Origin of the sequence: Bacillus testis (genome assembly GCF_001243895.1) — a bacterium.
GTDB lineage: Bacteria > Bacillota > Bacilli > Bacillales > DSM-1321 > Bacillus_AD > Bacillus_AD testis.
The window spans coordinates 136,579-149,733 of sequence record NZ_LN851186.1 but is presented as its reverse complement, the minus strand read 5'-3'; the positions used below and the strand labels follow the sequence as shown (position 1 = coordinate 149,733).

Below are 13,155 nucleotides of genomic sequence, written 5' to 3'. Positions count from 1 at the left end.
TCCGGATAAACGGGTGCTGCCACTTGATCAGTAGCAGTTTTAAAGTCTTTTGCCATATCTTCACGGGAAAGAATACTGGCCAAAAAGGTGAATTACAAGAGTTAACATGATAAAGTATTATAGAGAGCTTATTGAAATGAACCTATTAAATGATAGTCAAATAAATGAATTTTTGAAGGAGACTTTGGCATGGAAAAAAAGATCCTTGTTATAGATGATGAAAAACCAATTGCAGATATTATAGAATTCAACTTGAAAAAAGAAGGATTTGATGTTTATTGCGCGTATGATGGCAATGAAGCGCTGGAAATGGTTGAGGAAGTACAGCCTGATCTAATCTTGCTTGACATCATGCTTCCAGGAAGAGACGGCATGGAAGTATGCCGGGAAGTCCGGAAAAAGTATGAAACACCGATCATCATGCTGACAGCAAAAGATTCAGAGATCGATAAGGTGTTAGGGTTAGAGCTTGGTGCCGATGATTATGTGACCAAGCCATTCAGCACACGCGAACTGCTGGCAAGGGTGAAGGCGAATTTAAGGAGACAAACATCGCTTGTGAACCAAACCCAGGAGGAAGAAGAAAATAAAGAAATCACAGTAGGATCATTAACGATCCATCCGGATGCTTATATTGTTTCCAAACGAGGGGAAACGATTGAATTGACGCACCGTGAATTTGAGTTGCTCCATTATTTGGCCAAGCATATTGGCCAAGTGATGACACGCGAGCATTTGCTTCAGACAGTGTGGGGCTATGACTATTACGGTGATGTGCGTACAGTCGATGTGACCGTCAGAAGGCTGCGCGAAAAAATTGAGGATAATCCCAGCCACCCTGGTTGGATCGTAACACGAAGAGGGGTCGGCTACTATTTACGCAATCCTGAACAGGAGTAATTAATTAATGAAAAGAGTAGGCTTTTTCCGTTCCATTCACATGAAATTCGTATTAATCTACGTGCTGCTGATTTTGGTTGCCATGCAGATCATCGGGGTCTACTTTGTGGATCGGCTCGAAAAAAGCATGGTCAGCAACTTCCAGAATTCCATCAAAGAAAAAGTGAATCTGTTGGCTTATAACGTCAAATCCGAGTTATCCAAGGATAAAGATTCGGATACGTTGACTGTCGACCTGCAGAAGATTCTGCAGGATTTCAAGGCGGATTCAGATGATATATCAGAAGTTAGGATTCTGGATACCAATAATAAAATCATGGCGACATCAGATGTCGATAACAAAGGAATCATCGATAAGCGGATTAAAGAACCGATGACTAAAATGGAGATTGAAGACAGCAAAGTCTTTCTTGATCCAAAAACCAAAGACCGGGTATGGGTGCTTTCAACGCCTATCCTATCCGACCCGGACAATAAAACCGGCCGAAAGCTCGGCACGATTTATTTAGAGGCAAAAATAGAAAATGTCTTTGTCCAATTGCGCGAAATCAATAATATTTTTGCTACCGGGACAGTGATCGCACTTGGAGTAACCGCTGTTCTTGGTATTTTGCTTGCGCAGACGATCACAAGGCCGATGGCGGATATGAAGCGCCAGGCACTTGCGATGGCGAAAGGAAATTTTAATCGGAAAGTGAAAATCTATGGTGAAGATGAAATTGGCCAGCTGGCGATGACTTTTAATTCCTTAACGAAAAGATTGCAGGATCTCCAGGCGACCACCGAAGGCGAGCGGAAGAAACTGTCTTCCGTCTTGGCGTTCATGACCGATGGAGTTATTGCAACCGACCGGAAAGGCCGCGTCATCCTGATTAACGAGCCGGCGGCACAGCTATTGAACGTTTCACGTGAAACAGTGCTCAGTATGCCGATTGTTTCATTGCTCGGTATTGAGGATGATTATACATTCGAGGATTTATTGGACCAGCAGGATTCATTGAATCTGGATTTCAGCAATGACGATGAACATTATATCTTGCGCGCCAATTTTTCTGTCATCCAAAAGGAAACAGGCTTTGTAAACGGCTTGATTACGGTCCTTCATGATATTACGGATCAGGAAAAAATCGACCAAGAGCGCCGTGAATTCGTGGCGAATGTATCGCACGAATTGCGTACGCCGCTTACGACGATGCGCAGCTATCTGGAAGCGTTGGCTGACGGTGCCTGGAAAGATGAAAACCTGGCGCCTAATTTCTTGAACGTCACGCAGAATGAAACAGAGCGGATGATCCGCCTTGTGAATGATTTGCTGCAGCTTTCCAAAATGGACAGCAAGGATTACCGCCTGAAGAAAGACTGGGTCAATTTCAGCGAATTCTTCAACCATATCATTGACCGTTTTGAAATGGGAAAAGAAGGCCATATTACCTTCAAACGCATTATTCCCCGCAAAGCGATTTTCGTTGAAATTGATGAAGATAAAATTACGCAGGTATTATACAATACCATTTCGAACTCCATTAAATATTCTCCTGAAGGGGGCCAATTGACCTTCCGCTTAAGAGAATTGGAGAAAAGTATAGAAATCAGCATTGAAGACCAAGGAGTAGGCATTCCGAAGGACAAGCTCGAGAAAATTTTCGAACGCTTCTACCGGGTTGATAAAGCGCGGACAAGAAATCTTGGAGGAACAGGACTGGGCCTTGCTATTGCCAAGGAAATGGTCGTGGCGCACGGGGGGAGCATATGGGCACGGAGCATAGAAGGAAAAGGGACGACTATTTTCTTCACGCTACCTTATGAAGATCAAGAGGATGAATGGGAATGAATAAAGAAGGTATAAAATCAATTGTTCTTACATTTTTGGTCCTTTTCAGCGGCTTTTTGACTTGGAATATATGGACTTACTCCCCCAATATTGAAAAAATCAATAAAACCGAATACATCAACAATGTGGCTATTTCGATGAAAAATGAAAGCATGGCCACCATCTTTATCCCTTCACAGGCCATCTATCACCAAGAAGATGGCCATGTCGGGACATTGGATAATAAGCTGATCAATCCATTGATTGCAAAATTAAAGGACTGGACGTTTTATGATTTGAAGAACGTTTCCAGCGAAATTACCGAGGAAAAGATGAATTCCTTTGTCCATAAAAATGGCATGCTAGAATTCGTTTTTCCTGATAATATTCCTTTCTCTCTGTATAAAAAAATACTGAGTGTGGAGGATAAAGAGCTGCCTGATTTCGAATTCAACCGCATTCTCGTCTCAAGCAAGATGCGTAACGGACAGGATAATCATATATATTTCCAATCAACGACTGACAAAACCATATACCGGCTGAGCATTGTTGATTCGAAGGATATTGATGAATTCAAAAATAAAGTGAACCAAGATACGAAGGCAATGATCCCGATGCTGAAGCTGAATAAGGATATCTATATCCCAGCGAACGCACTGACCGTCAAAAGTTATAATTATTTCATTGATCAAATCAGTTCATCTGATTTCAAGAATGCTTTGTTTACCGAACCGAACAACGTCAGCAAGAAACATACACGCGATGGAGAGCAATATTCCTATTCCAATGGGCGCAGTGTCATGAATATCGATAATAAGCGAATGATCATGACCTACGAAAACTTGCTGTATAACAATGTGTATGCCACGACACCAGCCGAGATCCTTGACCGGAGCATCAATTATCTCAATGATCACTCCGGTTGGGAAAAGGGCTACCGTTATGCAGAGACGGATATCGAGGCCTTTAAGACTAAATTCCGCTTGTATGTCAATGACTTGCCGGTCTTCAATGAATACGGCATTTCGGAAATAGAGCAGATATGGGGGAAAAATGAAATTATCCAATATCAGCGGCCGATATTTAGTATCGGTTCCATATACGATTCTCATAATATCAAGGAAGTTACCCTGGATTCTGGTAAACAAGCCTTGGAAATGCTGAAGACTCAAATGAATGTGGAGCTAAACGAGATTGAAGATATGACAATCGGCTATGAGATGGAAAAGAAAGAGAACCCGAAAACGTATATTGAGCTGAAGCCGGCATGGTTCTATAAGATGGCCGGTGAATGGAAACAAGTAAAGTCGGAACTGTCAGGAGGTTATCCAAATGGATTGGAGTAAAACGAAAACGATTTTTATTATCGTCTTTCTCATTTTGGATGTCTTCCTCCTGAATCAATATATCGGCAAGAAAACGGCTACACAGTATGAAGTCCTGGCAGAGTCGTCTTTTGAAGATAACTTGAAGGAAAATGATATATCATATAAAACGCTCCCGAAGGATAAAGGGGAAGACCAGTATATATCCACGAAACGGAAGGTATTCACAAAGGAAGACTTCAAAAAAACGAAGTTTCCGAAGCAAATCAACATCTCCGAAGACGGTAAGACAGTTACGGTGACATTGGACTCGCCGGTGTCAGTCGGAGAGAAGAACCACAGCGAAGCCGCTAATACGTTCGTAAAGGATAATGTCCTATATGGAGACCATTACAAGTATTTTGGTGCCGATAAGGATCGAAACAGTCTCGTTTATTATCAAACCTATAAAGGCAAGATGTTCGCCAAGAACTATTTCGCCAAGCTGGAGTTGTTCTTGGATGCCAATAATGAAATTGTATCCTACCAGCAGACCTACCTGGATGACATCGAACCGAACGAAGGGAAAGAAGAGTTGCAGACCGCCCTTAAGGCCATCGAAGTGCTCTTTAGGAACGGAAACATCCCGGCTAAAAGCAAAATTACGGATGTTGAGCTCGTTTACTGTTATTATCTAGATAACTCAAGCATTATATTTGTCCCTTCTTGGCGAGTGGAACTTAATAAAAAAGATAATTTATTTGTCACAGCATTTGATGGTGAAATCCTTTCTTCCGAATCTATGATTAAACAGGAAAAAGAAACGGGGATTGAACCATAAGTTGCTGCAGCTTATGAAATAGAGGACACTCTGAGGGATCTATCCTTTGAGTGTCTAAGTATTGGAGTGAATTGGATGTCTATGCGTTTTAGCGTCCTTGCCAGCGGGAGCACAGGGAATGCGTTTTACCTGGAAGCGGGAGACCAGCGCATTTTGGTAGATGCCGGCTTCAGCGGCAAGGGGATGAATGAACTATTCCAACAGATTGATCGAAGCATGGAGGATTTGACGGCTGTCCTTGTGACCCATGAGCACAGCGACCATATCAAAGGGCTCGGCGTGGTGGCCCGGAAGTACAAGGTGCCCGTCTATGCGAACGAGAAGACATGGAAGGCCATGGAAAACCATATCGGCGAGGTGCCGACCGAACAGAAATTTATTTTTGACATGGCGACTGTCAAATCATTCGGAAGCCTCGATATTGAGTCCTTCGGGGTTTCTCATGACGCCGCTGAGCCAATGTTCTACACCTTCCATCATGAAGGCAAAAAAGTGGCTTTAATGACGGACACCGGCTATGTCAGCGACCGGATGAAAGGGGTCATCTCCAATGCAGATGCCTTCATTTTCGAAAGCAATCATGATGTGGGGATGCTCCGTATGGGACGGTATCCGTGGAGCGTCAAACGGCGGATTTTGAGTGATGTCGGGCACGTCTCGAATGAGGACGCGGCTTTGGCGATGGGCGATGTGATCGGGGACAATACGAAGCGCATCTATCTTGCCCACTTAAGCCTCGATAATAATATGAAGGACTTGGCGCGCATGTCCGTGGCACAGACGCTTGAAAATCAAGGGTTTGTTATCGGTGACGGTTTTTCACTGTACGATACGGACCCGAAAAAAGCGACCGAATTGGTCGAAGTATGACGTAAAAAGGATGGATTTGTTCCATCCTTTTTGTTTGCCAAAAAACGCGTCTGCCTGTGATAATTGCACTAAACAAGATATATTTTCCCGGACGAGAGGCCATACTAAAGGAACCAAGGGTTATACATACAAGGAATAAGGAGAGGAAGGATACAATGGGCTATTATGATCAAGATTACTATGATGATTCACGCAGAAGGCGCCCAAAGAAATCTGGTTACTTCTGGGCCGGATTGGCCGGTGTCATAATCGGGGCATTGCTGGTGGCGTTCATCCTGCCGGCGTTTGGCTATAACAAGCAGGTCGGCAATGTGGCTAACACCCAGAAAAAACAATCATCCATTCAGCAAAATGTAGCTCTGAACGTCTCATCTTCCGTAACGAAAGCATTCGATAAAGCAGCAGATGCCGTAGTCGGCATTACGAATATCCAGGAAGCCAGTTTGTTCAACCAAGGCGGGGAAGCGGGAACAGGTTCGGGTGTTGTCTATAAAATAGCCGACGGCCGCGCCTATATCGTCACGAACCACCACGTTATCGAAGGAGCAACAAAGCTCGAGGTTTCTTTGGCCGACGGTACAAAAGTGCCAGCCAAGGTCCTAGGCAGCGATGTCTGGACGGATCTTGCCGTTATCTCCATGGACAGTAGCAAAGTGAAAACAACAGCGGAATTTGGCAATTCAGATACTCTAAAACCCGGCGAACCTGCTATCGCCATCGGCAACCCGCTTGGACTGCAATTTTCCGGATCGGTCACGGAAGGCATTATTTCCGGTTTGAACCGGACAATCGAAATTGATATCAATAATGACGGTATCGTCGATTGGAACTCTGAAGTCATTCAGACCGATGCAGCGATCAATCCCGGCAATAGCGGCGGAGCGCTCGTCAACATCAAGGGGCAAGTGATCGGTATCAACTCCATGAAAATCGCGGAACAGGAAGTAGAAGGCATCGGCCTTGCCATTCCGATTAATTCCGTTATTCCCATCATTGAGGATATCGAACAGTTCGGCAAAGTCAAACGGCCTTATCTTGGTGTCAGCTTAGTGCCGATTGCGGAAATAACACAATATCACCGCGAAAACACATTCCACCTGCCTACAAGTGTCAAAGAAGGTGTTGCTGTAGCGGAAGTGGAACCAGCATCGCCGGCAGACAAAGCAGGCATGAAGCCGTACGATGTCATCGTGGAAATGGATGGCGAAAAAATCGTCGACATGGCTAGCTTCCGCACCCATCTGTATGAAAGCAAGAAGATCGGAGACCGCTTGAAAGTGAAAATCTACCGCAATGGCAAAGCGATGGAACTAGAAGTCACTTTGCAGGGCGGAACATTCTAAGGAGCCGCAGTTGCGGCTCTTTTTTCTCTAGTTTGGAGAAAGAAGTTCAATCGTTACGTCGCTAAACGAGTCCTTTCACATTTCGGTGGTGTTGATAACTTTGGTGGTTGTGCTATGATGGCTATTGTGGTGAAAAGATTTTTTTAAATCGAATAAAAACCTTAACGTTGTGGATAATTATCTTTATTGAAGCGGTTCAGTTTTTTTAGGGGTAAAATCCGGAAATATAATATAGTAACAGGAAGATAAAAAGGAGGAAACAACCAATGATTTATTGCTGCAAAGAACACGTGGAACTAGCGCTGGACGTGGTCGTAGACGAATATGAAACAGCGCCCGTTATGATGGAATTAACGGAGGAACAAAAGTTATCAACAAGCTGTGAATACTGCTCTGAGCAGGCCATATATATGGTAGGGAACTAATATTCTCCCACAAAATGTGGACAGTAATTGTGCATATGTGGATAACTTTTGTGGATAACTTGTTAATATTCTGTTTGTAAAGTGAGGATAAAGCGTGAATATCTCGATCATCACAGTTGGAAAACTGAAAGAGAAATACTTGAAGCAAGGGATCGCCGAGTATACGAAAAGGCTGTCAGCTTATGCGAAAATAGAGGAAATCGAGCTCGCGGACGAAAAAGCGCCCGAAAACTTGAGTGAAAACGACATGTTGATCGTCAAGCAAAAAGAGGGGGAGCGGATCTTGTCCAAGATTGCCCCTGACACCCACGTAATCGCCTTGGCCATCGAAGGCAGCATGAAAACATCCGAGCAGCTGGCGGCCAGGCTCGACCATTTGGCCACCTACGGCAAAAGCAAAATCGCCTTTGTCATCGGTGGTTCTTTGGGCTTGAGCGATGAAGTCATGAAGCGGGCTGACGAGACATTGAGCTTTAGTAAAATGACATTTCCCCATCAGCTCATGCGGCTTATTTTGGTGGAGCAGATTTACCGAGCTTATAGGATTAATCGGGGTGAACCGTATCATAAATAACGTTATCTCCTAATCAGAACAAGAGTATTAAAAAGAAAAATTTAAATACTTCTTAAGGCTGTCAAAACCTCGGCAGCCTTATTTTGCAATGATCAATAATAATTTCCTCTAAAGTATTTGCAGAGGCTCTCTTATAATATCCAAATATAATAGTTTCTTAACCAAACCTCTAACTAAATCCCGCTCCCACCCAAAAACCGAAAAGCACGGCTGATCACAGTCGGGACAACGGAAGCATGATTTTCTTCTAGAGCTTCATAAAAGGCGACAGGAAAGCCTCGTCCGGAAAGGGATTCATACATCATGCGGGCATCCTCTACCATAAAGCCTTCAAGCTCGCCCGCTGCCAGGAATAATCCATTGCAAGTGCCGCCGTTCTTGATGAATGTTTCCTTATAAGCTACAAGTTCATGATCGTTCCACCATATGGAAGGGCTCAGTGCAATGTATTGAGAAAAACTCTTTGTATGCTTGAACAGACTCCAAAGGACATAATAGCCACCGAGTGAGTGTCCAAACAATATTTCGTTACCGCTATCTACAGGATAATCGCGGTGAATAATTGGTTTGAGCTCATGTTCAATAAATAAATGAAAATCTTCAGCGCCGCCTACTGCCTGGGGAATCATTTTTTGCATGCGCTCGGGGTATTGATAGGACTCGGCAGGTGCTGTGAAGTCATAAAATCTGCGCTGGCGCATTGTTTCTTTTTCATGATTGATGCCGACGATGATGGCAGGTTTCACTTTTGTTTTTGCAGCATTTTTGGATTGGAGCTCAATCGTTTTCTTTGCCAGGTCAAAATAGGATAAGCCATCTAATACATAAATGACGGGGAAACCTTCTTTCGGGCATTCTGCCTCTGGTACAAATAGATCGACTGTATATGTATAGTTTGTGTTGTTTGAATGCAGTGAAAATGACAACTCTATTTCCTCCTCAAACGTGATATAATGCAAATGATAACGATTATCAATTAGATAGTCAATTGAGGGGATATGTATGGATTATACAATTAATCAGATCATCGACTATTTTGCGAAGGCATCCATCGAGTATGTAGATAGCATTACGAATCAAATATTGCCGCATCAGACGGACGGTAACCGGTTAACAGCGCAAGGGGTGTCCGGGATTGTGATACCGCTGTCGGGGAGCGGTTATTTTTCTTTCAATGGGACGACTTATAAAATGAAAGAAGGGACGATTGTCCATGCAGGCCCGCAAATGGATTTGGCAATCGAAACGATAGGGGATAAGCCGTGGGAATATGCGGTGATTCATTATAAAACGTTACGCTATGCATCATTTGATTTACATAATAAAGACTTCCCGATCCAAGTAAGGCAAACGGCGAAAATAAAAGAATATGTCTATCAACTTATTAAGTATTCGGCGGAACCGGGAAGCTTTGCAGCATTTCAGGTTAAAGTCATTTTTTATAACTTAGTGAAAGAAATGTTGGAACAGGCAAAAAGACATTTTGATGAAAAAAATACCTCCATTATCCCAAGGGCTATTACTTTTATACAAGAACACTATGCCGATGACTTTTCGATTGCTGAGCTGGCGGAAATGTTTCATATAGAGAGGCGCCGATTTTCGGAGCTGTTTGAACAGCATATAGGCCTCACCCCTATTCAATATATAACCGAATATCGCATTCGCGCTGCCCGGGAAATGCTTAGGATTAATCAGCATTCAATTGCTGAGATTGCGGAGATGGTCGGTTATCAAGATCATTTTTATTTCAGCCGTGTCTTCAAAAAACATGTCGGGATGTCTCCATCACAATATAAAAAATATATCGTAGAAAATTGTATTTATATCTAGCGAGCATATTGATTGCTTGCTTTTTTTATTTTATTTTTCGGCAAAAGTCCATATTTTTTAAAAGGCCAGTCCATTCCTTTCTACATATAAATTTGTTAGAATTTCATACATAAATGAGAATAACTCTCAATTAAGGAACTGGAGCGTGTAAACATGAAAAAACGTTGGTTATTTGGAGTGACTGCAGCCCTTACTTTGGCGTTAGCAGGTTGCGGAGATCAAGAAGCGGAAACGGAAAAAACGTCAGCCAAAACAACTGAAGAAGCCAAAGCAACTGAAGCAGAAACTCAAAAAATTTCATACCTAGGAACGGATTATACCATTCCTGCTAAAGCGGATAGCATTGTAGCGGCAAGCTTGGAAGCAATGGAAGATGCAGCGGTGCTTGGCATTAAACCGACTGGCGTGCTCGAAATTGCGGGTGAAATTCCGGCTTACTTAGCGGAAGACCTAGAGGGTGCGAAGCTGATCGGCGATAAACGGGCGCCTAATGCAGAGGCGGTTTTAGCACTTGATCCGGATGTAATTGTCGGTACGTCAAAATGGAGCGACGGCACAATGGCGGAAATGAATAAAATTCAAACAACGCTGCCTTACTCCCATATTTCAACCAACTGGAAAGAAAACTTAACAGCTCTGGCCCAAATGGCAGGCAAAGAAGATGAGGCAGAAAAAATCATTGCAGACTATCAGGCAAAAGCCGAATCAGCAAAAGCACAAGTGAAAGATAAATTGGCGGATAAAACGGTCTTAATGATTCGTGTGCGGGGGGGATTAATGTACATCTATCCTGCAAACACGTACTTAAACCCGGTCTTATATGATGATTTAGGCTTAACTGTTCCAAAAATTATTGCTGATACAAAAGCACAGGCAGAAATTACTTTGGAAACATTAGCTTCTGTCAACCCGGATGCAATCTTCCTGCAATTTGAGGAATCAGAAAATGCGGATGCACCAGATGCGCTTAAAGACCTGCAAAAAAATCCGATCTTCTCTAGCCTGACAGCGGCTAAAAATAAACAAGTGTTTGTTAATACAATCGATCCGCTTGCTCAAGGAGGTACAGCGTGGTCTAAAGTGAAGTTTTTAGATGCAGCAGTTGAACATTTAATTCAATAAAGAAGAGTCTTTTAGCGGGCAGCATTGAGTTTGCCCGCTTTCGTTTGAAGCTGTTTTTAGGTGGTTGCTGTGTTTGTGAAAACAGCTTTTCATTATACAGGGAATAGGTGGGCGTTTTGGAAAATAAAAAACCAATGGTCATTTTAACGTTAGCACCTGTGTTCATAATGGTTATAACGTTTATTTCCGTTATGTACGGAACAAAAGAAATTAGTTTGATGACAGTATGGGAAGCAATCGTCCACTTTGATACGAATGACATCGATCATCGTATTATTCGGACAGGGCGTATGCCCCGGGCAATTGCTGTTCTTTTAGTCGGGGCCTTTTTGGCAGTGGCAGGATCCATTATGCAGGGAATCACAAGAAATTACTTAGCGTCTCCGTCATTGATGGGCGTTAACGATGGTTCAGCGTTTGTGATTACGCTCGCGATTGTCTTTTTTCCAGGGTTATCAAATATGCACATGATTCTACTGTCGATGGTCGGTTCAGCAATGGGTGCTGGACTTGTTTTTGGTTTCGGCTCTCTTATCCGCAATGGCTTGTCACCTGTACGGCTGGCCATTATCGGAACGGTTATAGGGACATTTCTAAGTAGTATTGCGACAGCGGTTGCGATGTATTATCAAGTGTCCCAGACGGTCAGTGCCTGGTATAACACGAAATTACAAGCCGTTGATATGGATATGTTAATGCTGTCATTGCCGATCGGTGCCGTTGGGCTTATTTTAGCCATGATTTCTGCAAGAGCCATAACCATTACGTTTTTAGGGGAAGATGTAGCAATCGGCTTAGGGCAAAAGACGAAAGCGGTTAAAATCGTGAGTATGTTGGCGGTCGTTTGTTTAACGGGAACGGCTGTTGCATTGGTGGGGAAAATAGCATTTGTAGGTTTAATCATTCCGCATATTACACGTTTTTTAGTAGGTGTTGATTACCGGATGATCATTCCTTGTTCGGCAGTTATTGGCGCTTTTTTTCTTTCGCTTTGCGACTTAATCAGCCGATACATCAATTTTCCTTATGAAACGCCGATTGGAGTGGTGACTTCTATTATTGGCGTGCCTTTCTTTTTGTATTTAATTCGTAAACGCGGGGGTGAAAAAGCATAATGAAACGTTTTATCCTCGCATTTATCGCGTTCTTCCTGCTATTGGCTGTTGGCAGTTACTTGCACATTACGAATGGTGTTTTCGATATGTCGATTCTCGATGTTGTAAAAACATTGCTTCGCATCGACCCGAATGAAAAGTTTGATTTAGTGATTTTTGATTTTCGATTACCCCGTATCGTCATTGCTGCATTAGTTGGAGTTGGGCTTGCCATTGCCGGTGTTGTCTTGCAAGGAATCACACGTAATGGCTTAGCGGATCCGGGCATTTTAGGGATCAATGCAGGGGCAGGAAGCGCCATCGTTCTTTTTATGTTTTTCTTTCAAGTCCGCATGATGGGTGCCGATATGAGCAACTGGGCTTCGGTTATGGCCATGCCGCTATTTGGCTTTGCTGGCGGGATACTTGCGGCTGTGCTGATCTTTCTATTTTCATACAAGCATGGCCGCCTCGATATGCAGCGGCTGATATTGACAGGCCTTGCGATCAATAGCGGATTCGGTGCTTTGTCGATGTATCTATCGCTCAAGATGAACTCAAAAGACTATGAATCAGCAGCACTGTGGATGTCAGGCTCTATTTATAATGCCAACTGGACCTTTATCATTGCGATGCTTCCTTGGATTGTCCTATTCGGAATATATGCCTATAAAAAAGCGTATTTGCTCGACTACTTCCAACTGGAAGAGGAACATATTAAAAGCTTAGGGATTGCAGTGGAACGGGAGAAAATGGGTCTGCTGCTTGCAAGCGTTGGCTTGGTAAGTGCCTGTGTCTCCGTATCGGGAAGCATTGGCTTTATTGGGCTGATGGCGCCGCATATAGCCCGCCAACTAGTCGGCATCCGCCATCAGTTTGTCATGCCGATAGCCGCAGTGATTGGTGCAGCCCTGCTCGTATGTTCCGATTTTGTGGCGAAAACGGTGTTTGCACCGTCTGAATTATCAGTAGGGATCGTCGTTTCCATTATCGGAATTCCTTATTTCTTATATTTACTCGTGAAGGTGAAAGGGTGATT

Annotated in this window: 13 protein-coding genes; 12 read left to right on the top strand and 1 reads right to left on the bottom strand. The window is 43.4% G+C overall.

What is annotated here, in order from left to right:
* Positions 1 to 189 precede the first annotated feature (189 nt).
* From yycF to rlmH, 8 genes are all read left to right on the top strand, one after another.
* Entirely contained in the window at positions 190 to 900 is a 711-nt protein-coding gene (gene yycF / locus BN1765_RS01205) for a response regulator YycF (protein WP_050613500.1), read from the top strand.
* A 7-nt stretch (positions 901 to 907) separates the two neighbouring features.
* On the top strand, positions 908 to 2,731 hold the full coding sequence (gene walK / locus BN1765_RS01200; protein WP_050613499.1) for a cell wall metabolism sensor histidine kinase WalK: 1,824 nt from the start codon (positions 908 to 910) through the stop codon (positions 2,729 to 2,731).
* Entirely contained in the window at positions 2,728 to 4,056 is a 1,329-nt protein-coding gene (locus BN1765_RS01195; protein ID WP_050613498.1) for a YycH family regulatory protein, read from the top strand. The genes walK and BN1765_RS01195 overlap by 4 nt, the downstream gene beginning before the upstream one ends.
* The gene (locus BN1765_RS01190; RefSeq protein WP_050613497.1) at positions 4,043 to 4,855 is read left to right on the top strand and encodes a two-component system regulatory protein YycI; all 813 of its coding nucleotides are present in this window, start codon (positions 4,043 to 4,045) and stop codon (positions 4,853 to 4,855) included. Before BN1765_RS01195 ends, BN1765_RS01190 begins: the two co-directional genes overlap by 14 nt.
* Positions 4,856 to 4,930: 75 nt before the next feature.
* Positions 4,931 to 5,725 carry an MBL fold metallo-hydrolase gene (locus BN1765_RS01185; protein WP_050613496.1) on the top strand — a complete coding sequence of 265 codons (795 nt, stop codon included), beginning with the start codon at positions 4,931 to 4,933 and terminating at the stop codon, positions 5,723 to 5,725.
* A gap of 155 nt (positions 5,726 to 5,880) precedes the next feature.
* Positions 5,881 to 7,068 (top strand): S1C family serine protease, encoded by a 1,188-nt coding sequence (locus BN1765_RS01180; protein WP_050613495.1) that lies wholly within the window; start codon positions 5,881 to 5,883, stop codon positions 7,066 to 7,068.
* Between the two features lie 266 nt (positions 7,069 to 7,334).
* Entirely contained in the window at positions 7,335 to 7,493 is a 159-nt protein-coding gene (locus BN1765_RS19245; protein ID WP_069202973.1) for a CxxH/CxxC protein, read from the top strand.
* A gap of 94 nt (positions 7,494 to 7,587) precedes the next feature.
* Positions 7,588 to 8,067 carry a 23S rRNA (pseudouridine(1915)-N(3))-methyltransferase RlmH gene (rlmH, locus tag BN1765_RS01175; protein WP_050613494.1) on the top strand — a complete coding sequence of 160 codons (480 nt, stop codon included), beginning with the start codon at positions 7,588 to 7,590 and terminating at the stop codon, positions 8,065 to 8,067.
* A 173-nt stretch (positions 8,068 to 8,240) separates the two neighbouring features.
* Here the strand turns inward: rlmH and BN1765_RS01170 are convergent, their stop codons facing one another.
* Positions 8,241 to 8,993: an alpha/beta hydrolase gene (locus BN1765_RS01170; RefSeq protein WP_230199490.1), complete on the bottom strand. Its 753-nt coding sequence runs from the start codon at positions 8,991 to 8,993 to the stop codon at positions 8,241 to 8,243.
* Between the two features lie 76 nt (positions 8,994 to 9,069).
* Here BN1765_RS01170 and BN1765_RS01165 point away from each other — a divergent pair, with 76 nt between their 5' ends.
* From BN1765_RS01165 to BN1765_RS01150, 4 genes are all read left to right on the top strand, one after another.
* Positions 9,070 to 9,900, top strand: coding sequence for a helix-turn-helix domain-containing protein (locus BN1765_RS01165; RefSeq protein WP_050613493.1), 831 nt, complete (start codon positions 9,070 to 9,072; stop codon positions 9,898 to 9,900).
* A gap of 153 nt (positions 9,901 to 10,053) precedes the next feature.
* The gene (locus BN1765_RS01160; RefSeq protein ID WP_050613492.1) at positions 10,054 to 11,022 is read left to right on the top strand and encodes an ABC transporter substrate-binding protein; all 969 of its coding nucleotides are present in this window, start codon (positions 10,054 to 10,056) and stop codon (positions 11,020 to 11,022) included.
* Positions 11,023 to 11,156: 134 nt separating this feature from the next.
* Complete coding sequence (locus tag BN1765_RS01155) at positions 11,157 to 12,137, top strand: FecCD family ABC transporter permease (protein WP_050616646.1); 981 nt, start codon at positions 11,157 to 11,159, stop codon at positions 12,135 to 12,137.
* Complete coding sequence (locus BN1765_RS01150) at positions 12,137 to 13,153, top strand: FecCD family ABC transporter permease (protein WP_050613491.1); 1,017 nt, start codon at positions 12,137 to 12,139, stop codon at positions 13,151 to 13,153. Before BN1765_RS01155 ends, BN1765_RS01150 begins: the two co-directional genes overlap by 1 nt.
* The last annotated feature ends 2 nt before the right edge of the window (positions 13,154 to 13,155 follow it).